The organism is Microbacterium sp. CSI-V, assembly GCF_001984105.1.
Classification (GTDB): Bacteria; Actinomycetota; Actinomycetes; order Actinomycetales; family Microbacteriaceae; genus Microbacterium.
This window is the reverse complement of sequence record NZ_MTQM01000007.1, coordinates 184,655-208,144: the sequence shown is the minus strand read 5'-3', so window position 1 is coordinate 208,144 and position 23,490 is coordinate 184,655. Positions and strand designations below refer to the sequence as shown.

General features: G+C 67.4%; 32 protein-coding genes. All 32 read left to right on the top strand.

Annotation, left to right across the window (positions count from 1 at the left end; all coding sequences use genetic code 11):
* Positions 1–218: 218 nt before the first annotated feature.
* The 32 genes from CSIV_RS05050 (at position 219) to CSIV_RS04900 (ending at position 23,482) form a co-directional block, all read left to right on the top strand.
* The gene (locus CSIV_RS05050) at positions 219–806 is read left to right on the top strand and encodes a hypothetical protein (RefSeq protein WP_139340602.1); all 588 of its coding nucleotides are present in this window, start codon (positions 219–221) and stop codon (positions 804–806) included.
* Positions 803–1,105: a hypothetical protein gene (locus CSIV_RS05045; RefSeq protein WP_077050319.1), complete on the top strand. Its 303-nt coding sequence runs from the start codon at positions 803–805 to the stop codon at positions 1,103–1,105. Before CSIV_RS05050 ends, CSIV_RS05045 begins: the two co-directional genes overlap by 4 nt.
* Complete coding sequence (locus CSIV_RS05040; protein ID WP_077050318.1) at positions 1,102–1,518, top strand: hypothetical protein; 417 nt, start codon at positions 1,102–1,104, stop codon at positions 1,516–1,518. Before CSIV_RS05045 ends, CSIV_RS05040 begins: the two co-directional genes overlap by 4 nt.
* Positions 1,515–1,850 carry a hypothetical protein gene (locus CSIV_RS05035; protein WP_077050317.1) on the top strand — a complete coding sequence of 112 codons (336 nt, stop codon included), beginning with the start codon at positions 1,515–1,517 and terminating at the stop codon, positions 1,848–1,850. The genes CSIV_RS05040 and CSIV_RS05035 overlap by 4 nt, the downstream gene beginning before the upstream one ends.
* Positions 1,847–2,221, top strand: coding sequence for a hypothetical protein (locus CSIV_RS05030; protein WP_077050316.1), 375 nt, complete (start codon positions 1,847–1,849; stop codon positions 2,219–2,221). Before CSIV_RS05035 ends, CSIV_RS05030 begins: the two co-directional genes overlap by 4 nt.
* 224 nt (positions 2,222–2,445) lie before the next feature.
* A complete protein-coding gene (locus tag CSIV_RS05025) occupies positions 2,446–2,616 on the top strand; it encodes a hypothetical protein (RefSeq protein WP_238592333.1) in 171 nt (56 codons plus the stop codon).
* Positions 2,617–3,232: 616 nt separating this feature from the next.
* A complete protein-coding gene (locus CSIV_RS05020) occupies positions 3,233–3,592 on the top strand; it encodes a hypothetical protein (protein ID WP_077050314.1) in 360 nt (119 codons plus the stop codon).
* Positions 3,593–3,679: 87 nt separating this feature from the next.
* Positions 3,680–3,853, top strand: coding sequence for a DUF7455 domain-containing protein (locus tag CSIV_RS18260; protein WP_175627560.1), 174 nt, complete (start codon positions 3,680–3,682; stop codon positions 3,851–3,853).
* A complete protein-coding gene (locus CSIV_RS18255) occupies positions 3,853–3,990 on the top strand; it encodes a hypothetical protein (protein WP_175627559.1) in 138 nt (45 codons plus the stop codon). Before CSIV_RS18260 ends, CSIV_RS18255 begins: the two co-directional genes overlap by 1 nt.
* Positions 3,991–4,062: 72 nt before the next feature.
* On the top strand, positions 4,063–4,431 hold the full coding sequence (locus tag CSIV_RS05015; protein WP_139340601.1) for a hypothetical protein: 369 nt from the start codon (positions 4,063–4,065) through the stop codon (positions 4,429–4,431).
* A gap of 346 nt (positions 4,432–4,777) precedes the next feature.
* A complete protein-coding gene (locus tag CSIV_RS05005) occupies positions 4,778–5,020 on the top strand; it encodes a hypothetical protein (protein WP_077050312.1) in 243 nt (80 codons plus the stop codon).
* 159 nt (positions 5,021–5,179) lie between these two features.
* A complete protein-coding gene (locus CSIV_RS05000; protein ID WP_175627558.1) occupies positions 5,180–5,665 on the top strand; it encodes a hypothetical protein in 486 nt (161 codons plus the stop codon).
* Positions 5,646–6,704, top strand: coding sequence for a terminase (locus tag CSIV_RS18250; protein ID WP_077050310.1), 1,059 nt, complete (start codon positions 5,646–5,648; stop codon positions 6,702–6,704). The genes CSIV_RS05000 and CSIV_RS18250 overlap by 20 nt, the downstream gene beginning before the upstream one ends.
* A gap of 148 nt (positions 6,705–6,852) precedes the next feature.
* Positions 6,853–7,371, top strand: coding sequence for a terminase (locus tag CSIV_RS18245; RefSeq protein ID WP_202969666.1), 519 nt, complete (start codon positions 6,853–6,855; stop codon positions 7,369–7,371).
* 10 nt (positions 7,372–7,381) lie between these two features.
* On the top strand, positions 7,382–8,767 hold the full coding sequence (locus CSIV_RS04985) for a phage portal protein (RefSeq protein ID WP_077050309.1): 1,386 nt from the start codon (positions 7,382–7,384) through the stop codon (positions 8,765–8,767).
* A complete protein-coding gene (locus CSIV_RS04980) occupies positions 8,748–10,979 on the top strand; it encodes a Hint domain-containing protein (protein WP_077050308.1) in 2,232 nt (743 codons plus the stop codon). The genes CSIV_RS04985 and CSIV_RS04980 overlap by 20 nt, the downstream gene beginning before the upstream one ends.
* Positions 10,980–11,138: 159 nt before the next feature.
* Positions 11,139–11,774: a hypothetical protein gene (locus CSIV_RS04975; protein ID WP_077050307.1), complete on the top strand. Its 636-nt coding sequence runs from the start codon at positions 11,139–11,141 to the stop codon at positions 11,772–11,774.
* A 4-nt stretch (positions 11,775–11,778) separates the two neighbouring features.
* The gene (locus tag CSIV_RS04970) at positions 11,779–12,171 is read left to right on the top strand and encodes a hypothetical protein (RefSeq protein WP_077050306.1); all 393 of its coding nucleotides are present in this window, start codon (positions 11,779–11,781) and stop codon (positions 12,169–12,171) included.
* Positions 12,172–12,192: 21 nt separating this feature from the next.
* On the top strand, positions 12,193–13,212 hold the full coding sequence (locus CSIV_RS04965) for a major capsid protein (protein ID WP_077050305.1): 1,020 nt from the start codon (positions 12,193–12,195) through the stop codon (positions 13,210–13,212).
* 62 nt (positions 13,213–13,274) lie between these two features.
* Positions 13,275–13,649: a hypothetical protein gene (locus CSIV_RS04960; protein ID WP_077050304.1), complete on the top strand. Its 375-nt coding sequence runs from the start codon at positions 13,275–13,277 to the stop codon at positions 13,647–13,649.
* 2 nt (positions 13,650–13,651) lie between these two features.
* Positions 13,652–14,062 carry a hypothetical protein gene (locus CSIV_RS04955; RefSeq protein WP_077050303.1) on the top strand — a complete coding sequence of 137 codons (411 nt, stop codon included), beginning with the start codon at positions 13,652–13,654 and terminating at the stop codon, positions 14,060–14,062.
* Positions 14,062–14,454 carry a DUF6093 family protein gene (locus tag CSIV_RS04950; RefSeq protein WP_077050302.1) on the top strand — a complete coding sequence of 131 codons (393 nt, stop codon included), beginning with the start codon at positions 14,062–14,064 and terminating at the stop codon, positions 14,452–14,454. The genes CSIV_RS04955 and CSIV_RS04950 overlap by 1 nt, the downstream gene beginning before the upstream one ends.
* The gene (locus tag CSIV_RS04945) at positions 14,451–14,846 is read left to right on the top strand and encodes a hypothetical protein (protein ID WP_077050301.1); all 396 of its coding nucleotides are present in this window, start codon (positions 14,451–14,453) and stop codon (positions 14,844–14,846) included. Before CSIV_RS04950 ends, CSIV_RS04945 begins: the two co-directional genes overlap by 4 nt.
* Positions 14,846–15,259, top strand: coding sequence for a hypothetical protein (locus CSIV_RS04940; protein ID WP_077050300.1), 414 nt, complete (start codon positions 14,846–14,848; stop codon positions 15,257–15,259). The genes CSIV_RS04945 and CSIV_RS04940 overlap by 1 nt, the downstream gene beginning before the upstream one ends.
* 78 nt (positions 15,260–15,337) lie before the next feature.
* A complete protein-coding gene (locus tag CSIV_RS04935) occupies positions 15,338–15,850 on the top strand; it encodes a phage tail tube protein (RefSeq protein WP_077050299.1) in 513 nt (170 codons plus the stop codon).
* 74 nt (positions 15,851–15,924) lie between these two features.
* Positions 15,925–16,518, top strand: coding sequence for a hypothetical protein (locus CSIV_RS04930; RefSeq protein ID WP_077050298.1), 594 nt, complete (start codon positions 15,925–15,927; stop codon positions 16,516–16,518).
* 89 nt (positions 16,519–16,607) lie between these two features.
* Positions 16,608–16,898, top strand: a complete 291-nt coding sequence (locus CSIV_RS04925; RefSeq protein WP_077050297.1) for a hypothetical protein — start codon at positions 16,608–16,610, stop codon at positions 16,896–16,898.
* Between the two features lie 39 nt (positions 16,899–16,937).
* A complete protein-coding gene (locus CSIV_RS04920; RefSeq protein WP_077050296.1) occupies positions 16,938–20,039 on the top strand; it encodes a phage tail tape measure protein in 3,102 nt (1,033 codons plus the stop codon).
* On the top strand, positions 20,039–20,863 hold the full coding sequence (locus CSIV_RS04915; protein ID WP_077050295.1) for a hypothetical protein: 825 nt from the start codon (positions 20,039–20,041) through the stop codon (positions 20,861–20,863). Before CSIV_RS04920 ends, CSIV_RS04915 begins: the two co-directional genes overlap by 1 nt.
* Positions 20,854–22,077, top strand: coding sequence for a hypothetical protein (locus CSIV_RS04910; protein WP_077050294.1), 1,224 nt, complete (start codon positions 20,854–20,856; stop codon positions 22,075–22,077). The genes CSIV_RS04915 and CSIV_RS04910 overlap by 10 nt, the downstream gene beginning before the upstream one ends.
* Entirely contained in the window at positions 22,077–22,496 is a 420-nt protein-coding gene (locus tag CSIV_RS04905) for a hypothetical protein (RefSeq protein ID WP_077050293.1), read from the top strand. The genes CSIV_RS04910 and CSIV_RS04905 overlap by 1 nt, the downstream gene beginning before the upstream one ends.
* 8 nt (positions 22,497–22,504) lie before the next feature.
* Complete coding sequence (locus tag CSIV_RS04900) at positions 22,505–23,482, top strand: hypothetical protein (protein WP_077050292.1); 978 nt, start codon at positions 22,505–22,507, stop codon at positions 23,480–23,482.
* The last annotated feature ends 8 nt before the right edge of the window (positions 23,483–23,490 follow it).

The following is a 23,490-nucleotide window of genomic DNA, read 5'->3' as shown; positions in this document are numbered from 1 at the left end:
GGGTTCTGCCCCGAGTGTGAGGAGACGTTCCCGGCCGGTACGAGGGTGATGAAGCGTGAGGGTGGGTGGGGGCATGTGCAGTGCCCGCAACCCCGTCCCGTGTGTGGCGTGTGCTTCATGGAGCGGGCGTTGAACGGTGCCTGCGGATGCGAGGTGCTGACGTGACCGATCTGGGTATTACGTCGGAGCAGCAGGCGGATCGCGATTACCGCCGGTGGGTGCACCAGTTCGAGCACCACCTGGGGCAGATCCCCGACGTCCTCGCCATGCTCGTCACTCTTGCTCAGCCGACGATCGGGGTGTCCAGGGGTGGGTCGAGGTTCGACCGCCTGCAGATCACGGGTGGGAATGAGCACCGGGATCTGGGCGACACGATCGACGAAACCCTCACGAGGGACGCCCAGTACCTGTGGGGGTTGTTGACGGGGTACGCGGCGACCGTGTGGGAGCAGGCACCCGAGTCCCGGGAGGATGCCCCGGACCTCGCTGGTGGGGCGCTCACGACCGCCGGGGCGGCGAAGGACGCGGCGTTGCTCACTGTCGGCTGGCTCATCCACCACACCCCGGCCGCGTACACCCTGCAGCTTGTCGAGGACGAACGGGAACTGTTCTCCACCGTCCGCCGCCTCAAAGCGGTTCACGGCATCCACCCGCACCCGCGTCCGACGCTGTGTGACACGTGCGGGCGCCGGCGGGTCGAGTGGGACTACACGGACGTGAAGGGCGGGGGAGTGCTTCGTGTGGGCCTGTGCCGGTCGTGCGGGGAGACGTTCATCGAGAGACAGGACGAAGGAGAGAACCGATGACGATCCACACCTACGAGCTCGAGCGAGAGCGTGCGCGCGCCGCCCGCGACGAGGCGGCCTACCTACGGGAGTTGCATCGCATTGCGACGTGCGGGCTTCCCAGCCGGTTCACCGGATACCACTACGGGAACAGCGAGGTCCGTCAGAGCGTCGCGATGCGCATGGCCGACACGTACCTCGTTTGGGCTGCGGAGTACGACGACCTCGCCGACCAGATCGAGGCGGGGATGGCCGGCATGCTCCGCACACCCAACGGAATGACCGAACTCACCAACCACGAAGAACGGGGCACGCGATGAGCGGCGTAGCGCAGGACATGAGCAGCTTCTGGCGGATCTTCACCTACCAGCACGGGCGGATCAGCGGGACATTCGTCGTACACGGCGGGAAGGACGGTGCACACCACGTGAAGCCGTACGACGTCACCGTGTACGCCGACGACTCGCACTCGTGGGGGCGTGTGCTGCGGAGCGACGACCTGACGGCCTTCTACCGGAACGGATCGGTGGAGATACCCGCGCACATGATCCGAGAAGGAGTCCGCCCCGACGTCGAGGACGTCATGGGTGAACTCGTCGTGGCGATCGCCGCGTGCATCGCCGCATTCGAGTCGAGTGCGCAGGAGCCCACCCCCGACCCGGTGGCTTTGGGTGCCCTGTCCCGCACCCAGGACCGCATGGGGTGGAACCACACGAACGGGAGCACGGCATGAGCAAGCGACCTTCTCGCGCCAAGATGTGCAACTGGCTGTCGAGCCGCCTCTACAACCTGGCCAACGTTTCGCCGTTCAATCCGGCAGACACGCACCAGCTCGTGCTGAACGCCCGCGACGCCGACAGTCGTTTGGCGGCGCTCGCGAGCATCGCGGGTGACCTGGGCTGGCACGCCGAGGCCGACCTCGATCAGGCGTGGGAGGACATCCAGGCGTACGACGCGCGCCCACCGCGTCCGACGGCCGACCCGGACCGCCCGTCGATGCGAGTCACGTCGGGCACCGGATCGAGTGTGCAGGAGCCCGAGCAAGCGGAAGGGATCCGGCGATGAAGCCGCAGACCAAGGAGCGCCTCACCGCGATCGCAAGTGAGATCTCAACGGAGGTGTTCATGGCGAAGAAAGCGAAATCGCCGCAGGCGCACTTCAACCGGATCCACAGCCTCGCGAGAGAGGCATGCGACTACTTCGCGTTCGGGTTCGACGCCCCGGTTGCTCCCGCGCCGACCGAACCCGAAGTATTCGGATTCACCTGCCCCGTCGAACGTTGCTGGTGGAACGACTCGGAGACCGAACAACCGGACTACGCCACGATGCGTGAGGCCCTGGATGCCGCCGACGCCCACCGCATGGAGCACCACGGAGGTAGGTCTGGCATCGTCACGACCGAATCGAGTGTTCCGTCGTCTGGGGGTACGTCGTGACGATGAGTACGCGATGCACCTGCGTCTGGGATTGCTCGCACGAGTGGTGCGGCTGCCAGGCTCACACGGCTGTCGTCTGCGTCTGCGGGGTCCGCCCACGCGAATGCCCCGTGCATCCGTCTCCAGAACCGAGCGGGTAGCCAGTGCCTCTCCTCACCTACAGGGAAGCGGCGAAACGCGTCCACCGGTCGCGCCGAACCATCCGCCATTGGAGGATGCAGGGCATGCCGATGATGTGGGCGCTCCGGGACGGGCAACGGGTGCGGGTGGTGGAGCTTCGGGTGCTGCTCTCCTGGTGGCGTCAGAAGCTCAAGAACGACCCCATCGTCCAGCAACGCATCCGCGCCGAGAAACGCCGCGAGGAAGCCGCACACGACACGCCAGGGGCAACCTGACACCCCGACACGCCGCGTTTACCGGCCCTAGACTCTCTTTCCCGTTTGCCGCCCCTAACTTCAAGATCAGAGAAACCTGTCGAACAGGACAGGAACACGACAAAGGCCCCGAGAGAGACCCTGACCAGGTCGCCGGGGCCTTTGTCGTGCCACCCGCTCCCACGGTGGGGAGTTCGAGCCGACGATGCACCTGGCGCGCCTTGGAACAGCCGCCCGTGCCGCTCGTCCCCACCGCTGGGTCCATGAACGTCCGCCGCCACCGAGTCACTCAAAGGTGCGGCCTGGTACTGGAGCGCGACCCGGCGCAGGAGTTTTTGCACGGGGCCGAGTCAGGCCGGCGGGCGAACGCTCGGTGTTCACGGGCCGTGATTCCCGGCCTCAAGTGCCCCCAGGACCGCGTCTCATCTCGCGGAGGGGCAACTGCACCGACCCACGAGAGGCGCCGACCCCTGGCCTCAGGCCTACAGGCGGCGCCTCTCACACCCTTCGACGACGGAGTCGACATGCGCACCATCCTCACCCTGACCGGCCTGGCCGCTGGGGTTGCTCTCACCATCACCGTGCAGCGGTGGGCACCGTACGCGCTCGTCTGGCTGTTCTCCCGAGGGGACGACTGATGATCCGCCACACGCAGACGATCTTCGTCAACGACCCGCGCGGCATCCCGGGCGACTGCATGCGCTCCGCCGTCGCGTCACTCCTCGACCTGCCGACCGAAGCCGTCCCGCACTTCGCCCTGTTCGACGCACCGGGGGCCTGGTATCAGGCGTTCATGCTCTGGCTGGGTGGCCGCGACCTGATCGTGCGCCCGCGGCGTGCCGCCGACGTCGACGGGCTCTGCCTCGCGATCGGCATGTCACCCCGCGGTGTCGAGCACGTCGTCGTGTGGGGACCGGACGGACTTATCCACGACCCGCACCCGTCCGGGGCAGGCATCGAAGCCCGCCAGTTCTGGTTCATCGAGCCGAAGCGCTGATGTTCTCCTGGATCACCTGCCCCGTCTGCGGTGAGGTGTCGATCGGCGTGTGCTGCGACATCGTCTCCGCCTACCTCAGTGACGACGATGACTGACCCGTTCGTGTCCTGCGACCAGTGCAACGCCCGCGCCTACATCCACGTCCAACTCCCCAACGGCGGGACACTCTCGTACTGCGCCCACCACGGTCACCAGCACACCCCCACCCTCCATGCCGCCGGCGCGACTGTCGTCGACCTCACCCACATGCTGGAGGGCTGATGACCGCCGACGAGCTCGAAGCATTCGGCCTGTACCAGTGCCCCCACTGCAAGCGCACGTGGGAATCCGAGAAGGCGCTCGTGTTCTGCTGCCGCGACGAGTACGACCTCCCGTCGATCGTCCGCTCCTACGACTAACCCCGGAGGTGCCGCGATTTGTTCGAGCACCGCTTCCGGGTCGCGACATCCCAGACCGGCCACCGTCGACAGGTGCAGGTCCTGATTTACTCCGACCGCCAAGAGCTCGCCGCCGCGCACGCCGCGCACAGGGGCATACCGGTCCAGGAGGACACAGCAGGCGGCGTCGCTTTCCGTGGCGGGTGGTGGTGGCCGAAGCCCGACCCGTACCCGATCGTCGTCATGCGGCTCTGGACCGAGCAGCTCACCACTCGCACGATCGCGCACGAATCCACGCACGCTGCCGCACTGTTCTTCCTCACCGACAACGTGACGGGATGGAACTCTCGAGCACGGACCTACCTCCTCGGCGACCACGAACCCCTCGCCTACGCCATCGGCGACCTCACCGGTCAGATCACCGCCCGCCTGATGCGCGCCGGGTACCAGGTGCGCCCCTGATGGCCCGAAAGGTCTGCGCGCACCCCGGCTGCCCGAACCTCACCACCGGCACACGCTGCACACTCCACCAACGCGAGCAGGAACGCCGCCGCGGCACGAGACAGCAACGCGGGTACGGGCCCGAACACGAACGCACCCGGGCCGCGTGGGAAATCGAAGTGCGAACCGGACGCGTCCGATGCGCGAATCCGAACTGCCCCCGACCCGACGACCCGTTCATCCACCCCGGCGAGCCGTGGGACCTCGGCCACACCCCCGACCGCACCGGATACCGCGGACCCGAACACGAAGCCTGCAACCGCAGCGAAGGCGGCCGCACCGCTCACCAGCAGAGAGAATCACACCGATGAACGCCCAGCCCGAACGCGACCCCGCGAAGCAGCTCGTCACCGCGAAGATGCTCGTCGCCATGTTCGAAGCCCAGCTCACCGAGTACGCCGACATGAGCGACCACGACCGCGAAAACACCGAACGCGGCCAAGACCTCACCCAACGACTCCCCGGCCTCCACCAAGGCCACACGCACTGGACACAACGCGTGAAGGACCTCGAACACCACATCACACACACCACGAGCGACACGGCCTGAGACAGCCGCACAGCCCCACCCACGACCACCCCAGACCAGCCCCCGAGACGACCCCAAAGGGGGTGGGGGGAGGCCCCCCAAGGCCCCCCTCAGCCAGGACCGCCGGGGAGGTGGCTCGCAAACTTTCCGGAATCAAAGAGTTTTCTGAGGGGGTGCCGGATGCCTCGTGGTGGTCCTCGTGCGGGTGCTGGGCGTACCCCTGATACGTCGTCTCTGTCGGAGGCAGTGCGTATCGAGGCAGGTGCGATCCGGACGCTGCCGAAGGAGCGGACGGGCCCGGTTCCGGAGTGGCCGTTGTCGGAGGCGTCGGAGCGTGAGCTCGAGGTGTGGGCGGATATGTGGCGGAAACCGCAGGCGATCGTGTGGGAGGAGCAGCTTCTGTTCCGGCCGGTCGCGTTCCATGTGCGGACGTCGGTGAAGGCTGAGGATCCGGATTCGAAGTCGGCGATCTTGAGCGTGCTGATGCGGCAGGAGAACGAACTGCTGCTCAACTACCGGGTCCTGCTGAGCGCGGGGCTGCGGATCTCGACGAACCCGGTGCAGGCCCCGACGGTGTCGGCGTCTCGACCGGCGGTTGCGAAGCGTCAGGTGCCGTCATCGCGAGGAAGGCTGAAGGCGTCGCCAGATGTCGGAGCAGATCGCTGAGTTCGAGGTCACGTGGCCGACGCTGGGTTACCTGCAGGCGGACTGGATGGCGTGGCATCTTCCGATCCCTGATGGGTTCCGGAAGGGGCAGCCGTTCATCCTGTCGGACTGGCAGCTGTGGTGCACCGCGAACCACGGTCGAGTGCGCCCGGAGACGCCGTGGCGCCCCGAGGACCCGATCAAGAACCAGGCGTTCGCGTACCGGCGTTCTCTCGTGGTGGGTCCGCAGAAGTACGGGAAGAGCCCGTGGGCTGCGGCCGAGACTGCGGTGATGGCGCTTGGCCCGGACCTGTTCGCCGGGTGGGCGGGCGACGATGACGTCTACGACTGCGCGCGGTACGGCTGTCAGTGCGGGTTCGTGTACGAGTACGAGCCGGGCGAGCCGATGGGCATGCCCTGGCCGACTCCGCTGATCCAGCTCATGGCGACGTCCGAGGATCAGGTGAACAACACGTGGCGTCCGCTGCAGCAGATGGTCCTCCGGGGACCGCTGAGCGAACGCATCCGTGTGGGTGAGAAATTCATGCGCATCGGCGATGACGGCGTGATCGAGAAGGTCACCTCTGCGGAGTCGTCCCGACTGGGCAACCCCACCACCGGATTCGTTCAGGACGAGACGGGGATCTACACGAAGTCGAACGGGCTGATGGGTACGGCGCAGACGATGCGTCGTGGCACGTCTGGCATGGGTGGCCGCGGTATCGAGCTGACGAACACGTGGGACCCCGCTGAGGAGTCCACCGCACGGTCGACGTACGAGTCGCGCGCGGCTGACCTGTTCAAGTTCTACCGGCAGCCGCCGAAGAACCTCAGCTACAAGAACAAGCGCGACCGCCGGAAGATCCACGCATTCGTGTACTTCGGTGCCGCGCACGTCGACCTCGATTCGATCGAGGCTGAGGCCGCGGAGTTGCTGGAGCAAGACCCGGCGCAGGCGGAACGGTTCTACGGGAACAAGCTCGTGCGCGGTATGGGCACGTGGCTGCCCGAAGGGGTGTGGGAAGGCGCGTACGCCTCGCTGGGGCGCGTAGTTGCATGAGTGCCCCTGCGGGCAGGTGAGGAGGTTCCCGATGCAGGCGACGAAGCGACCGTGGTTGCCGAACCCGCCGGATGGCACTGCCATCTGCATCGGGTTCTAGTTAGACGGCAGCATCAACAACGACTGGACCGGCATCCGCGCCCAGACGATGACCGGGTATGCGTTCACCCCGCGGTGGGGACCGGACCTCGAGACCCCCACGTTCTGGGATCCGAAGGAGCACGGCGACCGTATCCCGCACAGCGAGGTCGATGTTGCCGTCGACGAGCTGTTCGACCGGTTCGTGGTGGTGCGCATGTACTGCGACCCGGAGGACTGGAACACCGACATCGAGACGTGGGCGCTGCGTCATGGCGATGAGCACGTGATCGAGTGGCCCACCAACTCCGTCAGCCGCATGTACGACGAGATCCGCCGGTTCGAGGCGGACCTCGCGAACGGGCGCATCACGAACGACGGGTGCCCCATCACGGAGCTGCACATGGGCAACGCGAAGAAGGTCGCGAAGCCCGGTCAGAAGTACATCCTCGGGAAGCCGAACGAGACGCAGAAGATCGACCTCGCGATGTGCTCGATCCTCGCGAACGCCGCGGTGCGCGACTCGCTCGCCGCTGGCTGGTCGCCCCCGAAACCGAGAGCGAAGGTGCGCGTCTGGCGCAGCAGATAGGAGAGCTGCCGTGACGGAACTCGACGAGGCGCTGCGGCTGTCCCGCGCGATCAGCCGGCAGAAGCCGATGCTCGAGAAGAACGACCTGTACTTCGAGGGTGAGCAGCCGTTGAAGTTCCTCGCCCCGGTGCTGCAGCAGGAGCTCGGCTACCGTCTGTCGCCGATCGTGCTGAACCTGGCGCTGTTCGCCGTCGACGTGTACGACAACCGGCTCGACGTCGAAGGGTTCCGTATCGGTCGTGGTGCCGAGGCCGACGACGAGCTGTGGGACGTGTGGCAGGAGAACGACGGCCCGGACCTGTCGCAGCAGGGTCACCGGGAGAGCCTCGCTCTGGGGCGCGCTTACGCCACCGTGGGGCCCGGTGAGGCCGCGGATGACGTTCCGGTGATCACGCTCGAGTCCGCGTTCGACGCGATCCACGAGGACGACCCGAAGACGAAGCGTGTGAAGCACGGCGTGAAGCGGTGGACCGATCTCGACAAGACCCGGTGGATGACGTTCCACCACCAGAACGGGTGGGTCACCTGGCGGTTCCAGCAGGGCCGCGGGTGGGTCGAGGATGACCGTGAGGACGACAACGGGAACAACCTGTGCTCGCTCGTCCCCCTGATGAACGACCCGCGGATCCTGGGTCGTAACCGGCCGGGGAAGTTCGACCAGCGGCTCGGACGTTCCGTGTTCCACCCGATCGTCAGCCCTCTGGACGCGCTGAACAAGCTCGCCTCGGACATGATGGTGTCGGCCGAGTTCCATGCCCTGCCGCGGCGCTTCGCGACCGGGCTCAAGGAGGAAGACTTCACCGACGAGGCCGGTCAGGCGCTCGACACGTACTCGATGATCGCCGGCCGCATGTGGTCGACGGAGAACGACAAGGCCACGTTCGGGCAGTTCCCCGAGGCTTCGCTGTCTAACTTCCACGAGTCCATCAAGCTGCTCATGCAGATCGTCGCGATGCAACTCGGTATCCCCGCGGACTACCTGCTGTTCAAGGGCGACAACCCGCCCTCGGCGGACGCGATCCGCGCGTCGGAGGCGCAGCTGGTCAAGCGTGCGGAGCGGAAGCAGCGGACCCTGTCAACCCGGTGGGAGCAGGTGCAGCGTCTCGTGCTCATGAACATGGGCCGAGAGGTCGACGCCCGCCCGAAGCAGATCGAGACGATCTGGCGTGACCCGTCGACCCCGACGGTGGCGCAGAAAGCCGACGCGATCATGAAGCTCGTCACGACGAAGGACACCACGGGCCGTTCGATCCTCCCGATCGAGCAGGCACGGAAGGACCTCGGCTACACGGACATCGAGCAGGGCCGCATGCGGGACTGGGATGAGAACGTGACCCTGGACCCGCAGATCGCGGCCGCGGGAAGGCCGGTCCAGGGTGCTGCAGGCGGCAACTGACCAGTACCGCGAGCAGCAGGCGCTGTCGGTCGCGGCCGCTTCGGACGTGGGCCGGCAGTGGTCGCGGATGGGGGATGACTTCGACGCGTCCTGGGCGCGGGTGAAGCCGAGGATCCTGTCGACGCTCGAAGGCGCTCGAGCGGAAGCCGTGGGCGTCGCGGTCGGGTACACGGCCGCGGTGCTCGCCGAGACGAATCAGCCGGACAGCCCGGTGGGGGAGCTCGATCCGGCAGTGTTCCTGTCTTCGGCTCCCGACGGCCGGTCGATGAGCACGCTTCTGGACGAGGCGGTCATCACGACGAAGGTCGCGGTCAGCCGCGGGGCCTCCGCCGTAGATGCCCTGCAGGTCGGGCGCCGGTGGCTCACGATGACGTCGCTGACGGTCATGGCCGACACGCGGCGTGAGGTGTACTCCGCGGACATCGTGCAACGCCCGGACATCACCGGGTACGTGCGGATGCTGAACCCGCCCTCGTGCCGACGGTGCGTGATCCTCGCGGGCCGTTGGTACCGGTGGAACACGGGCTTCCAGCGTCACCCGCGCTGTTTCCCCGCTGGGGTTGTGGTTTCAGGTCCCGCTACCGAGGGCGCTACGCGACGCTGGTACGACGGGGAACTCGTGATCCTCACGACCGCGAGCGGCGAGGAGCTGCCCGTCACCGGAAATCACCCGATACTGACACGTCGCGGGTGGGTTCCGGCGAACCTCATCCAGGAAGGTGACTATGTAGTCCGCAGCACCCGCTCCGAGGGCGCCGCCGCTGTCGTGGTCCCAGACCATGACCAGGTGCCAGCCCGCATCGAGGATGTGTGGGATGCGCTCAGCGTGCGAGGCCTTGCTCGCGTGGAATCCTCCTCCGAGGACTTCCACGGCGACGGGCAGCACGGCCAGGTCGACGTTGTACGGGCCGACGGCTCGTTCGATGGTGGGCTGGAGTCCGCGCTCGCGCAGCATCGACAGGAGCACTTCCTCACCGCGACTCCCGGTGCGACCCTGCTGCTCGACGGTCAGCGCTCGGCGCAGCTTCTCGATCGTCGGGATGCGACGCTTGCGGGCGGCAGCGTTGGCGGCCTGGACCTGCGCGCGTTTCTCGTCAGCGGTAAGCGATTCGTTTCGGATCTTCCCCGCTTCGCTCATGCCGCGGCGCCGCACTCCAGCCTCGGTGAGGATGCGCGTGATGGGGCCTCGGGAGACGCCATACTGTCGCGCCAAGCCGTACTCGGAGGCTCCTTCGACGTACTGCCGGACGATGGTTTCGGCGGGCAGAACCCTCTCCCGTCGCGGTGGGATGCCCCGGGCGACTCGTTCACGGTGGAGACGGCTAGCGGATACGCCAGCGTCGGTCGTGATCTTCTCGAACGGCTCACCGGCCAGGTAGAGCTCGATCGCGTGGTCAAGGCGCGCAGCGTTCAGTGGTCCGGGCATGTGTACAGCCTCAATTCGTCCGAAGGGTGGCACGTAGCTAACAGTCTCATTGTATCTAACTGCGACTGTATGCACATCCCCGGTGCGGAGAACGTCGTCGGCGATGAGCGCACAGACCCGTACGCGACGTTCCAGGCGATGTCGGAGCAGCAGCAGGAGAAGGTCTTCGGTCGCAGTGAGGCGCGTGCCATCCGGGACGGTGCCGACATCTACCGTGTCGTGAACGTCTCGCAGCGTGGCCTCGCGACTGCGGCCGGCGCGCGACGGTACGGGGCGCCTTCCCGGCTGACGGTGGATGACATCTACCGGCGGGCTGGGACACGGACGAACGCGATCCGGCTGATGCGTCAGGAGGGGTACATCCTCGACCGCGGCCAGACTGCGGTGTCGCTGGCGCCGGGTGTCCGCACTGACCAGCAGATCCTCGCCGCGGGTCGAGGGCGTGGGACGGTCACGATCGGCGGACGCACGGTCGTCACGAACCGAGCCGCACGCTTCGATGCTGCGGCATCCGGGCAGCGGGATCCGCTGAACCGGGCGACGATGACCGCGGCGGAGCGGCGACTGTACGACGCGAACTACCGGCTCCAGTACGTCCGGGCGACCGGGAACGTCCCCCGCGGTGTCGGGCTCAGCAGCGCCGACGTGTACGCCTCACCGTTGCCGGCATCTGCGGCGAAGGTCGCGGAGCTGGAGCGTGATCTGGCGCGCGAGTTACGGCGGCTGGGGGAGCGCGGCACACCCGAGTCTGTGCGGCGTCTGGCGCGGGCTCTCGGGCTCATCTGACAGGGCGGCGTCCGCCGATATCTTCCCCGGTCTACGGGCGCCGCCCACACGAACTTCCCACCCGCCCGGGTGGAGGCGCTACGCGAGCGTGTCGCGGTACGGCCGACGGGCCATAAACGGCGGCCGACGGGCCCGATAAACGGAAGGTCACACCCCACCATGAAGCGCAACGCATTCGGCCAGCTCATCCGCAGCCCCTACCTCCGGTTCGCCGATGGCGACGACGACAAGGGCGGCGGCAAGGAGTTCAAGCCGGTCGAGTCGCAGGAAGAGCTCGACCGGATCGTGTCTGAGCGTGCCCGCCGTGCCGAGCAGAAGGCTCGCGAGGAGGAGCGCGCGAAGTTCGCCGACTACGAGGACCTGAAGTCCGACGCGGAGAAGTTCCGTGCTGTGACGCAGCCGAAGCCGAAGGACGACGACGGCAAGTCGACCCCGCTCTCGCAGGCGGACGTTGACAAGCGCATCGAGGAGGCGCGCGCAGCGGACCGCCTCGAACTCGCTCTCGAGCGTGTCAGCGATCAGCTCGACAAGGCGCTCGATGGCCGGACGGTCTCCGCATCGAAGCTGTTCGACCTGGACCGGAAGCAGTTCGTGAACGACGACGGCAAGACCGTCAACGCGGACGCGCTGAAGAAGTGGGTCGAGGAGAACTCGAAGGAGATCGAGACCCCCGACCCGCGCCGCCGTCCCATCCCCGGACAGGGGCAGCGAAGCGGCGAAGCGAACGGCGGAAGCGTCTCGGCGGGTCGTGACCTCTACGACGAAACCCACAAGAAGAAGTCTGGAAAGGACTGACATCATGCCCAAGCTCCAGCAGGAGACCTTCGGCTCCGGTGACATGTCGTGGCTCGGTTCGACTCACGGCATCCGCAACGCGCGGACCGGGATCATCGACATCTCGGCGTTCACCCAGAGCACGCACTACCCGGACGGGTACATCCCCTCCGGCACCCCGGTCGCTCTCGTCGGCGGACTCTACGTCCCCTACGACAAGACCGAGGGAACCACGACGGGCGCTGGTGTGCTCGCCGGGTTCCTCCTCACCGACCAGAAGGTCGTGGGCACGGCGGACTTCGGTGCGCCCATCCTCGACCACGGTCGCGTCAACGTCGCGAAGGTGCCCTACTCGGGCGGTTTCGCGGCACCCGCCGCCGCGGCCAAGCGCGCCGCCACGACCATCGTCTTCGTCTGAGCGAGAGAGGAGAGCTGACACATGGCACTCTGGACTGACGTCATCGACCCGGCCACACTGACCGGATACGCCCGCCGCTCGCTCGAGGAGATCGAGCAGGCTCGCGGCACCCTCGCCCGCTGGCTCCCCAACCGTGAGGTCGCCGACATCGTCGTGCGGTTCATGGCGGGACAGACCGGTCTCGTCGACGAGGCGCGTTACCGCGCGTTCGACGCCGAGATTGAGGTCTCGAAGGGCCTGCCGCGCAAGCGCACGACCCTCGAGCTGCCGCCGGTCGGTACCGAGATCCCCGTCACCGAGTACGAGCAGCTGCGCAACCGCAACGCCGCCGACGACGCGGTGGAGAAGTCGATCCTCGCGACGACCCGCACGGTCGTCCGCGCGGTCGCCGACCGTGTCGAGCGCCTCCGTGGCATCGTCATCGGCACCGGCATCGCTACGATCCCGGAGATCGGCGCGGCCGACTCTTTCGGCCGCTCCGTCTCGCACGACGTCACCGCTGGATCGCTGTGGGCTTCGTCGAGCGTCGACCGCCTCGCGTTCCTCGAGACGATCCGGCAGCAGTACATCGCGACGAACGGTGTCGAGCCCGGCTCCATCCTGCTCTCCTCGCGGGTGTTCACGGCGCTCGCCTCCGGGGACCAGTTCCGCATCCAGCTCAACAACGGCGCCTCGCGTCCCGCCACCGAGGCGGACGTCCGCGGCATCGTCGAGGGAGCGGGACTCCCGCCCATCTACAAGTACGACCGTCGTACGAAGGCCGGCAAGGTCCTCGACGACTCGAAGCTGTTCCTGCTCCCCGCGCCGGTCGAGAACACCGACGACTGGGAGGGCACGGAGCTCGGCGCGACGTTCTGGGGTCAGACCCTCACGTCGACCGACGAGCGCTACGGCATCGAGGAGTCGGAGCAGCCCGGCATCGTCGCTGGCGCGTACCGGGGCGAGAAGCCGCCGATGATCGCCGAGGTCATCGCGGACGCGATCGCGATGCCCGTCCTCGCCAACGCCGACCTGAGCCTCGCGGCGAAGGTGCTGGCCTGACCCATTCGAGCGTGCCGGCTCGGCTCACGTCGGGCCGGCACCTCCGAACCAAGGAGATCATCATGGCGAAGATCCGCAAGGACCTCATCGGGTCCGTGCTCGTCAACGACCCGGATGGTGGCGACCCCATCGTCCTCGTCGCGGGCGACAAGGTTCCCGACGGCGTCGACCTGGGGGACCACGTCCTCGCGAACAAGAGCGAAGACACCAAGTCCTCGAAGGCCGAGGAACCGCCCGCAGGCGGCGACACCGGCTCGCCTGACGCCCCCGCACCGTCGCTGCCCCCTCGTGGTGGTGCCGGGTCGGGTGCGGACGCCTGGCGGGCGTACGGCGTCGAAGCCGCGAAGGCGCAGGGTCTCGAGATCGACATCCCCTCGGACGCGACGAAGACCGACATCATCGACGCGCTCAAGGGCGCCGGCATCCCGGTGGAGTGACAATGGCGTGGCCTGAAGTCACCGCGGCCGACATCGTGGGACGGTGGCGACCGCTCACCACTGCGGAGGTCCCGGTGGCCGAGGCTCGCATCGAGGACGCGGGGGCGCAGCTCCGGACAGCGCTGCGCCTCCGCGGCATCCACCAGCCGCCGTCGCTCCCCACCGAGGAAGAGTCCGCTGACTGGGAGCGCCGGTACGTCTCGACGATCGCTGACGCTGTCGCACGGTTCCTCAAGAACACCGATGGGTGGGCTGAGGAGCGGGAGCAGCTCGACGACTGGTCCCTCACCCGCCGGCGGGCACGCGAGTCGGAGGAGGGTGTGCTGTTCATCAGCGACGCGGAGGCTGACGCGCTCGTTCCACTGGTGAAGCGCCGCACAGGGGCGTTCACGATCCGGTTGGGGCGCAGCTGATGCCGTACGACCCGACCGTGCTCCAGCGTGGCCGTGAGCGTGCGGAGCAGCGGATGACGGAGACGGTCGTCGCCGGCACGTGGGCGATGCGCACGGTCTCTGGGAAGGCGACTCGCGTGTTGGTGACCGAGAAGTATTCGGGCATCGCCCGCGTCGCGAACGGTGCCAGCCGCGCCGTCTCCGACCGCGACTCCGCGAGCCAGGCCGTCGCCACACAGGACCTCCGCGTCGACCTTCCCGTGGCCGCGCCGATGCTGACCGACGGAGACGAGATCGACGTCACCGGGTCGACGTCGGACCCTGCCCTCGTTGGCCTCACGTTCGAGGTGACCGGCATCCCAGACATGGGGCAGGTGACCGCCCACCGTTACCCCGTGAAGGAGCAGACGTGAGCGCTTCGTTCGACTTCACTGACGTGAACGGCCTGATCGCCGACATGGGCGACGTGCCGCGTCACCTGCACCAGAACGTCCGCAAAGCCGTGCAGGTGTCAGCTCAGGACGTGCGCGACGACATGCGCGCTGTCGCGCGGGCCTCATCCGGCCGGCATGCGCGCGGGTACCCCGCTTCCATGAGCTACGACATCGAATCTTCCGGTGACGGTGTGATCGCAGAGGTCGGTCCCGACCCGTCCAAGGGTCAGGGTGCGCTCGGGTTCCTTGAAGAGGGCGTCGCGAGTCGCGGCACGTCGCCGCAACACGCTGCCCGCCTCGCCGCGAAGGCGAACCAGGATGGGTTCATCCGCGGCATCCTCATGGCCGGCACCGACGCCGCGGACATCTGATGCTCCGCGCGCACATCGACGCCGCGAAGGCACTCGCTGCCGGACACGAGTACATCGACCCCGGCGACGTCTACGAGGTGTTTCGTGACAGCGGCGCCACGGCCGTCGCTGGGAACTACCTCGTGCTGACCGTCACCATCCGCGGGTACGCCGGGGAACGCAACACCGCCCCCGAGGACGTCGCAGGTGACTACAGCGTCGAGGTCAAGTGGCGGGTCGTCACCGTCGACGCGGGTGGGCTCGTCGACCTCGTCGATGCGCTGCGCACCCAGTTCGTCGGGCAGAGGCTCGAGGTCGCCGGCCGCGCGTGCTCCCCGTTCACGAGCGACATGGACGAAGCCCGCCACGACTCCAACGCGCGCCTGTTCTACCAGGACATCTACTTCGAGACGGTCAGCAGCCGCTCGGCCTGATCGTCTCAGCGACCCCCTCGGTCTCCCCGAGGGTCAACCGAAACCCCCGGTTGCCGGGGAGATGAAAGGAGAACGCTCATGCCCGATGTGGCAGAAGCATTCGGCGGACCTCCCGCCGTGGACCAGACCGGGAACCTCACCATCTGGGCCATCCCCGCCGCGACCGCGGGTGTCAACCCCGACGCGATCACCGCGGCCAACCTCGCCGCGACCAGCGCGAAGCGGATCACGTACTCGTTCATGCAGGGTGGATGGAACCCCAACCCCTCGCAGGGCAAGAACGCCGACACCCGCCTCACGTCGCCGCAGTCGCGCCAGTCGCTGCAGGCCGTGACGCAGGAGATCCCCGACCTGTCGTACGTGGACTCCACGGACGCGTCGTCGGCTTCGGTCATCCTCACCCCGGGCGACTGGATCTTCGTCGAGCGTCGCAACGTGCCGCAGACGACCCTGGCCGCCGCGGCGCAGAAGGTCCGCGCCTACTCGGTGACCCTCGGTGCGCAGCTCCCCGGTCCCATCCAGGACGGCAAGTTCACGAAGAAGCAGGCCGTGGCCGTGAACTACATCTCGGCCGAGCACGCCCTGGCGTGACACAACCCCGTGGGGGCGTTCTCCGCCGGACGCCCCCACGGTCCACCCCTTCACGGCGGAGAACGGCGGACACCATGAACTTCGACGAGCTCCTCACCCGATCCGAACAACGCCCCCGCGCGTTCAAGGACGTCCACGTCTGCCTCGACGGCGACATCGCGGAGCGCATCAGCAGCCTCCGCGCGCAGATCACCGACTTCGCTGCCGAGGCGGCCACGGACCAGCGGCTCGCATCGGGGGAGAACCCGAAGGTCACCGAACTGAAGACGCAGATCGAAGACCTCCGTGAGCGTGCCATGGAGTCTCTCGTGACGCTGCGGTTCTACCGCATCCCCGGCCACGCGTGGAGCGAGCTTAGCCTCCACCACCCGGTCCGCGCTGACGTGCCCGTCGACCGTCACTACGGGTACAACATCTCCACCCTCTCCCTCGCGGCCGCCGCGTACGTCGACCAGGACACCGACACCGCGTACGGCTTCCGAATCGAAGATGACGAGGAACACCGCCTCACGCTCGAGCAGTGGGCACGCCTGTTCGCAGTTCTCTCCGGGTCCGAGGTCACCGACGTCCAGAACGCCGTCTGGTCCCTCAACGAAGCAGAGCCCGCGAGCCGACTGGACGCACTGGTAAAAGACTTCGGGGCAGCGCGGCGCTCCGCAACGAAGTAGCTGCCGCCGTTCGCGCCGGCATCTCCCCGCGGAGGTACTGGGGCTGGCAGCCCACCACCGTCTACGTCCACGACGAGCACGGCCGCGTCGTGTCGTCGACGACGGAGAGCGAGTGGGACGACGAGTCCCGAGACCTCGTGCAGGCGCTCATCATCGTCGAGCGCAACACGGGCGAGTTCGGCGAATGGCTTCCCGAGGCGACGTCGGACGACGCGGCGCCGAGCAGCTACGGCAGCGACTACGCGTACGCCGCGACCGGGCCGCACACGAACTACGCCCGCAGAGCCGCTCTCGACGCGATGGACGCGCACAAGAAGGCATCCGGCGACGGGGCCAACCTCAACGGCGTCTTCTTCGACGTCCAGCGAGTCACACGGTAGGCATCACCGCCGCCGTCGATCAGGACGGAGGTGCCCACTGTGGAGCGCATCGTCAAAGTCGTCCTCGCCGCCGAGGTGAACAACTACCTCGCGAACTACGAGAAGGCTCGCCAGGCGAACGTCAAGCTGAAGGAGTCCGGCGAGGACGCCATGGCCGCCTACGAGCGGCAGCACCAGGCGATGGAGCAGGTCGGCACCAAGCTCCTCGCGACCGGTGCGATCGCGACGGCTGCGACGGCTCTGTCGGTGAAGGCCGCGATCGACTGGGAGTCGGCGTGGGCTGGGGTCACGAAGACCGTCGACGGGAACGCCGAGGAGATGGGCGCGCTCGAGGAGCAGCTCCGGTCGCTGACCGGTGTGCTCCCCGCCACCCATGAGGAGATCGCGGGAGTCGCGGAAGCTGCCGGTCAGCTCGGTGTGAAGCGGCAGGACATCGCCTCGTTCACGAAGACGATGATCGACCTGTCGGAGACGACGAACCTCTCCGCTGACGAAGCCGCTACGAGCATCGCGCAGCTGATGAACGTCATGCAGACCGCGCCCGAGGACGTCGGCCGGCTCGGCGCGACCCTCGTGGCGCTCGGTAACGCGGGGGCTTCAACGGAGCGCGACATCGTCCAGATGGCGCAGCGCATCTCGGGTTCCGGGAAGCTGGTCGGCGCTACCGAGGGTGAAGTCCTCGGTCTCGCGAACGCCCTCGCCTCGATGGGCATCACAGCGGAGCTCGGTGGTGGCGTCGCTTCCCGGGTGCTCCAGGACCTGTACTCGGCCGTGCAGACGGGAGGCGACCAGCTCGCCGCGTTCGCGAAGGTCTCCGGGGTCACGTCGAAGGAGTTCGCGGACCAGTTCCGGAACGACCCGGTGCGCGCGCTCGACACGTTCACGAAGGGACTGAACGGGGTCGAGGCGTCGGGCGGGAACGTCGTGAAGACGCTCACCGACCTCGGGTTCAAGTCGACCGAGGAGCAGCGTGTGCTGCTGCAGCTCAAGGGTGCCGGGGACCTCCTCACCGACTCGCTCGACCTGCAGTCGAAGGCGTGGGAGGAGAACTCCGCGCTGACCGATGAGGCCAACAAGCGGTACGAGACGACCGAGGCGAAGCTGCAGATCGCAGCGAACGCCGCACGGGACGCCGCGATCGACTACGGGTCGGCATTCCTCCCGGCCGTTCAGGCTGTGGCCGAGGCAGTCACCACGCTTTCGAAGGGGTTCTCCGACCTTCCCGAGGGTATCCAGTTCGGGGTGGCGTTGCTCGCTACCGTCGCTGGTGGGGCTGCACTGGCGGGCGGGGCGTTCCTGATCGCGGTGCCGAAGATCGCGGCCTTCAACGCGCAACTCACGATCCTCCGCGCATCCGAGATGCCGGGGGTGGCTCGGGCGGCGGAACTCACCACGAACGGGATCAACCGCACAGGAAGGGCCCTGAGCGCCACAGCGGCGTTCCTGAACGGTCCGTGGGGTGCGGCACTGATCGTCGCCGGCATCGGTCTGGGCGAGTTCCAGCGCATCATGAAGGAGACCGAGGCGACCTCGGAATCGATGCAGAATTCCCTGCAGACGGCATCCGGCCGGCAGGTGCTGGACACCGCCGCACCGGGCCAGTTCAACCTGTTCTTCAAGGACGCGAAGGCTCAGCTCCAGGACCTGGATCAGCTGCTCGCCGACATCGACGAGTTCAACAACAACATCTTCGCGCGCGGCATCTTCAACCTGCAGAAGAATGCCGCTCTGGCGGCCCCCATCGACTCGCTCCAGCGGATCGGTAAGGAGCTGTCGACGCTCGCGGCTTCCGACGCTCCGGCGGCGCAGAGGGCGTTCAACGAGCTCGCGGCCGAGACCGACGGTTCGCAGAAATCGCTGTCCCGGCTGCTCGCTGCCTTGGGACCCGAGTTCGAGGGTGTGCTCACCAAGCGGGCTACCGAGCTGGGGCTGAACACGGCCGGGATGGACGACGCAGCGCGGGCATCTGCTCTCCTGGAGATCGCGACGTCTGACCTTTCCTCAACCAGCGACACGGGTGCAGATTCGTTGAGCGGTATCGCTGGCGCGGCCGAGACCGCGGCAGGGGCGACCGAGGAGCTGACCGACGCGCAGAAGAAGTACCTGGAGACCCTCTCCGGGGGGGACTCGCAGTTCATCAATTTCGGCGACGCGCTAACCAAAATGCAGGACAAGCAGCGGGAGTGGGCTGAGGACACCGCGTCCAAGACCGAGGATTCCTCTGACTCCTGGAAGGACTACTACGACGGATTCTCGGTCAATCTGGCCGACTACATCACTGAGTTGCAGACACAGATCGATGCTCAGACCTCGTGGGAGCAGAACATGATTCTGCTTTCCGGCCGCGTATCGGAAGGTGTCCTTTCTGAGCTGGCATCTCTCGGCCCGGAGGGTGCTCCTCTAGTCGCGGAGCTGGTAAATGCCAGCGATGAACAGCTGGCCGTGATGGAGCAAGCTTTCGGTGAGCGGTCGAAGAGCGGTACGGATGCTTTCACTAGCGCCCTGACGAATGCGTCACCGATTGTGGCGGCGGCGGCGGCGCAACTCGGCCAGGGCGCCGCATCTGAGATCGCTGGCAAGTTGGCCAGCGGTCAGGCCACGGTCGAGCAGATCATGAGGGAGTACAAGCTCCGCATCGAGAACGTCACGCCGTACCTGAAGGTGGACACCTCGGGAGTCAATGCTCAGCTCACCGCGATCTACAACCAGTGGAACGGGACGACGATCCGGCTGAACACGCAGACGGATTCGCTCGACGCGACGAGCATCCGTGGTGGGCGTGCTGGTGGTGGCATCATCCCTGGCGCACCGTCGGATCGGGACAACGTCGTGTACGCCCTCGCGACTGGTGAGTTCGTGACCCGTTCCCGGGTGGTGGCGAAGCCCCGCAACCGGGCGTGGTTGGAGCACATGAACGCGGGCGGCGACATGCCCCCGCTCCGTGGGTACGCGGGCGGTGGGTACGTAGACCACCGGCCGCAGTACATCGCCTCCTACATGTCCAGTGGAGCTCCGGCTGCTGCAGTGGTCGCGGATCAGCGTCCGATCGACATGAAGATCTACCCCACTCCGGGTATGTCTGAGGAAGAGGTGGGGCGGATCGCTGGTGAGCGGATCAGCTTCGCGTTGAGGAGCAGCTGATGGTCCATGTCTACGTGGGCGGGCTGGTCCTGGACGGCACCGACAGTCCTGCGACGTACACGATCGGCGAGGACGGGCTGAAGGGCTGGTGGTCGGGAGTCTCCTCCGAGGTCCCGACCACCAAGCGCCCCCAGTCTCACGGCGAGTTCCAGGGCGAGGGGCGTCTCAACGGCCGGCTGATCACCATCGAGGGGATGATCCACTCGTCCGGCGATCAAGCAGCTGACCTCAACGCTCTCTCCGGCGCTCTTGCCGGCGGGGAGCTCGGACTGTTGGTGGTTACGGAAGCGGACGGTCCGAGGTGGGCGTGGGTTCGCCGAGTGGGTGAACCTGACACGAAGATCTTGGTCTTCGGTCAGACGGCCGCCTACCAGGTGCGATTTCGTGCTGCCGATCCCCGTCGATACGCGACCGGGGAATGGGTGGAGACATCCCCACCATCGGCGGGGCAGGGTCTGGTGTGGCCGGTCATCTGGCCGGCCGTGTGGCCCGGTGGCGGGTCGAGCGGGCGAATCACGCTCCCGAATGACGGGAAGGCCCCGTCGTCGCCGTCGTTCGTGCTGTCGGGCGGGTTCTCGACCGCGCTGATCACCTGCGTGGAGACGGGCGCGCGGGTCGGGTTCGCCCGCCCGATCCCGGTTGGCGCGTCGGTCGTGATCGAGAACGGTCGGGCGACGCTCGACGGGCAGGACGTGTCCCGCTGGTTGCGATACCGGGAGTGGACGGAGATCCCCGGCGGGTTCTCGCGCACGTTCCAGTTCGACGTGACCGAGCCGGTCGGTGAGCCGCGCATGGCGGGGAAGGTGGATCACGCATGGTGGTGACCCGGTTCTACGTCTTCGAGACGCGCGGGGGCGCGCTGCTCGAGGAGATCGAGCCGAGCGAGCAAGACTGGCAGGAGCAGTCGAACACCGCCGAGACCATCAACGCGCACTTCGTCGACGGTGTGCGGGGTTGGCGGAACCTGTTCACCCCGTGGAAGCACTCGATCGCGGTCGACGTCGGCGGGCACCTGCTGGGCGGGCCGATCATCCCTCAGGACTTCGACCGGGACGAGAGCAAGCTCAAGGTCACCGCACGCGGGTTCCGTCACATGCTCAACCTGGTGCCGGTTCTGCCGCCTCCTCCGGGGCTGCTGTCCGCTGCGGCTCCGGACTGGCTAGCCCCGGACGGGAAGCCCGCCGAGGGTTTCGACACGATCATCGACGGGGTGGATCACGGCACGATCGGTAAACGGCTTGTGCAGCAGGGGTGCCTGTGGCCCGGGTGGGCGGACATCCCCATCCGGTTCCACGCGGACCGTCCCGGCACCCGTCAGCAGTCGTACACCGCCGTGGAGCGGAAGAAGATCGGCGCGGCACTCACGGACCTGTCGAACCAGGAAAACGGGCCCGACATTCGGATCCGGCTCGAACGCACCAGCTCCGACTCGTTCGGCTGGGTGTACGAGTCCGGGACGGAGGAACAGCCCCGTCTGCAGGGTGAGGCCCCGTTGACGTGGGAACCGAACGACGTGACCGGTGTGGGCGTGCAGCTCGACCCGACCCGGATGGGTTCTGTGTCGTGGGCGTCAGCGGGCCGGTCGTCGGACACGACGCTGCTGCGGATGCAGTACGACCCCTACCTCATCGACAACGGGTTCCCGCTGCTGCATCTCGACGCGGACGTGTCCACGACGACGAAGGACGCTGTCACCCTCGACTCGGCGAACGTAGAGACCCTCCGCACCGCGCGGAAGCCGTGGGAGTTCTGGTCTTTCGACGCGTCCGGTGACCAGTCGCCGTTCCCGTACGAGTACGGCTGCGGTGACCTGGCGGAACTCTTCCTGTCGGAGCAGCAGCAGATCAAGCTCGGGCTCCTCACGGGCCCTGGCACGCTCACCGGACCGGGTGTAGTGACGGGTGACACCCGACTCGACCCGATCTACGACTACCTGCCCGCGGGCTCGTACCGTCGCCGGATCGTCGGCTTGTCCGGGTCGTCGCGGTCGGACTTCATCGAGGTGACCTGCGGGGCGACGTACGACGAGGAGGCGTGATGGCTGACCCGTCACCTCCTCGGGGTGGGCTGGAGCAGCTCGCCGACGAGATCGCGCGTCTGTCTCGCCGGTTGGATGCGCTCGAATCCCCGTCCGGGACGCAGCAGTACAACGCAGTGCCCGCGCTGCAGGCCGCTGTCGCGCTACTCCAGGAGCAGCAGACCACGATCATCGCCCAGCAGGAGCAGATCACGATCCTCGTCAGCGACCTAGACGAGCGGATCACTGACTTCATCGACGAGAACATCGACGACATCGTCGCCGCCCAGGTCGCAGCTGCTCTCGCTGGATCCGACATCACGATCGGTCAGGCCGGCGGCACGGTCAAGATCCCCGCCGCGCTCACCACCGACCTCACCAGCACGTCCGGGCGGTTCGTTGCCTGGATCGGCGGTGACAACCGCATCGGCCACACGTAGGAGGCGTCATGCTCACCCCTTCCCTCCCCACCGAGGCGCCCACCGGGCTGTCGGCGGCCGCGCATCGCCGCATCGAGGCGAGCTCGGTTGTCCGCTCCGCCGCGGGCGTGCCCCGTGTGGGTGTCGTCGCGTGGACGACGGACCCGATCGTGACGGGCACGACGGATCTCGCGATGACGTACCAGATCGCCCCGTTCGTCGCGGTCACCGCGCGGAACAGTGCGGGCGCCGAGCGAGTCGCGAACGACTCCGCGGTGACCGTCAGCACGAGCGCTGCGCCGGGGTCGAACTCCCGCATCGACGTGATCTGGGTGCGGTGCCTGTTTCCCCTCGCCGGCGACACGGGCACGGCACCGCTGTTCGGGGTGACGCAGGGTGTCGCGAACGCGTCCCCGTCGAAGCCGTCGATCCCGGCCGGTGCGCTCGAGCTCGCGACCGCGCGGGTCACGTCGTCGGATCTGGCGACGCAGACCGCCGTGATCACGCAGACGGTGCCGTACACGGCCGCCCCGGGTGGTGTCGTGTGGCTCCGGAACGCATCGGAGATGGCGGCGTGGGTGCCGGACGTGGGTGCGCTCGCGTGGCGTCTCGACACGTCGAACGGGTACCAGTACCTCGGGTCGACGATCGGGTGGGTCCACGTGTCCGGGAAGCCGGAGATCGGCGCGTACACCGGGTCGACGATCTACTCCGCCGGCGGGACCATCCCGCGGGTGCTCGGCATGGGCGGGCGGATCTACGCCGAGGGGAACATCGTGTCAACATCGGCGACGTTCACCGCGGGCGACCCGTACACGATCGGTTCGATCCCTGCGGCGTTCGCTCCGAAGGTCGCGTTGATCCAACCGGCGATCACGAACATCGACGGTCTCGTCGAGTTGACGGTGCAGCCGTCCGGGGTTCTGGTGGCGCGGTTGTCGAAGTCGTTCACGGGGACGCTGGCGCTGTGGCTCGCGGGCTCCTGGCCTGACAAGCGGCTGGTCTGAGGAGGCGT

What these genes read in the sequence shown, in the direction of transcription:
- CSIV_RS18260 (WP_175627560.1), top strand. Translation starts at nt 3,680, where the DNA reads ATGACTGACCCGTTCGTGTCCTGCGACCAGTGCAACGCCCGCGCCTAC.
- CSIV_RS04955 (WP_077050303.1), top strand. Translation starts at nt 13,652, where the DNA reads ATGGCGTGGCCTGAAGTCACCGCGGCCGACATCGTGGGACGGTGGCGA.
- CSIV_RS04935 (WP_077050299.1), top strand. Translation starts at nt 15,338, where the DNA reads ATGCCCGATGTGGCAGAAGCATTCGGCGGACCTCCCGCCGTGGACCAG.
- CSIV_RS05035 (WP_077050317.1), top strand. Translation starts at nt 1,515, where the DNA reads ATGAGCAAGCGACCTTCTCGCGCCAAGATGTGCAACTGGCTGTCGAGC.
- CSIV_RS18250 (WP_077050310.1), top strand. Translation starts at nt 5,646, where the DNA reads ATGTCGGAGCAGATCGCTGAGTTCGAGGTCACGTGGCCGACGCTGGGT.
- CSIV_RS04960 (WP_077050304.1), top strand. Translation starts at nt 13,275, where the DNA reads ATGGCGAAGATCCGCAAGGACCTCATCGGGTCCGTGCTCGTCAACGAC.
- CSIV_RS05045 (WP_077050319.1), top strand. Translation starts at nt 803, where the DNA reads ATGACGATCCACACCTACGAGCTCGAGCGAGAGCGTGCGCGCGCCGCC.
- CSIV_RS04900 (WP_077050292.1), top strand. Translation starts at nt 22,505, where the DNA reads ATGCTCACCCCTTCCCTCCCCACCGAGGCGCCCACCGGGCTGTCGGCG.
- CSIV_RS05025 (WP_238592333.1), top strand. Translation starts at nt 2,446, where the DNA reads ATGCCGATGATGTGGGCGCTCCGGGACGGGCAACGGGTGCGGGTGGTG.
- CSIV_RS04965 (WP_077050305.1), top strand. Translation starts at nt 12,193, where the DNA reads ATGGCACTCTGGACTGACGTCATCGACCCGGCCACACTGACCGGATAC.
- CSIV_RS05040 (WP_077050318.1), top strand. Translation starts at nt 1,102, where the DNA reads ATGAGCGGCGTAGCGCAGGACATGAGCAGCTTCTGGCGGATCTTCACC.
- CSIV_RS05020 (WP_077050314.1), top strand. Translation starts at nt 3,233, where the DNA reads ATGATCCGCCACACGCAGACGATCTTCGTCAACGACCCGCGCGGCATC.
- CSIV_RS04950 (WP_077050302.1), top strand. Translation starts at nt 14,062, where the DNA reads ATGCCGTACGACCCGACCGTGCTCCAGCGTGGCCGTGAGCGTGCGGAG.
- CSIV_RS04915 (WP_077050295.1), top strand. Translation starts at nt 20,039, where the DNA reads ATGGTCCATGTCTACGTGGGCGGGCTGGTCCTGGACGGCACCGACAGT.
- CSIV_RS04975 (WP_077050307.1), top strand. Translation starts at nt 11,139, where the DNA reads ATGAAGCGCAACGCATTCGGCCAGCTCATCCGCAGCCCCTACCTCCGG.
- CSIV_RS18255 (WP_175627559.1), top strand. Translation starts at nt 3,853, where the DNA reads ATGACCGCCGACGAGCTCGAAGCATTCGGCCTGTACCAGTGCCCCCAC.
- CSIV_RS04940 (WP_077050300.1), top strand. Translation starts at nt 14,846, where the DNA reads ATGCTCCGCGCGCACATCGACGCCGCGAAGGCACTCGCTGCCGGACAC.
- CSIV_RS04910 (WP_077050294.1), top strand. Translation starts at nt 20,854, where the DNA reads ATGGTGGTGACCCGGTTCTACGTCTTCGAGACGCGCGGGGGCGCGCTG.
- CSIV_RS18245 (WP_202969666.1), top strand. Translation starts at nt 6,853, where the DNA reads ATGACCGGGTATGCGTTCACCCCGCGGTGGGGACCGGACCTCGAGACC.
- CSIV_RS04930 (WP_077050298.1), top strand. Translation starts at nt 15,925, where the DNA reads ATGAACTTCGACGAGCTCCTCACCCGATCCGAACAACGCCCCCGCGCG.
- CSIV_RS05030 (WP_077050316.1), top strand. Translation starts at nt 1,847, where the DNA reads ATGAAGCCGCAGACCAAGGAGCGCCTCACCGCGATCGCAAGTGAGATC.
- CSIV_RS04905 (WP_077050293.1), top strand. Translation starts at nt 22,077, where the DNA reads ATGGCTGACCCGTCACCTCCTCGGGGTGGGCTGGAGCAGCTCGCCGAC.
- CSIV_RS05000 (WP_175627558.1), top strand. Translation starts at nt 5,180, where the DNA reads ATGCCTCGTGGTGGTCCTCGTGCGGGTGCTGGGCGTACCCCTGATACG.
- CSIV_RS04970 (WP_077050306.1), top strand. Translation starts at nt 11,779, where the DNA reads ATGCCCAAGCTCCAGCAGGAGACCTTCGGCTCCGGTGACATGTCGTGG.
- CSIV_RS05005 (WP_077050312.1), top strand. Translation starts at nt 4,778, where the DNA reads ATGAACGCCCAGCCCGAACGCGACCCCGCGAAGCAGCTCGTCACCGCG.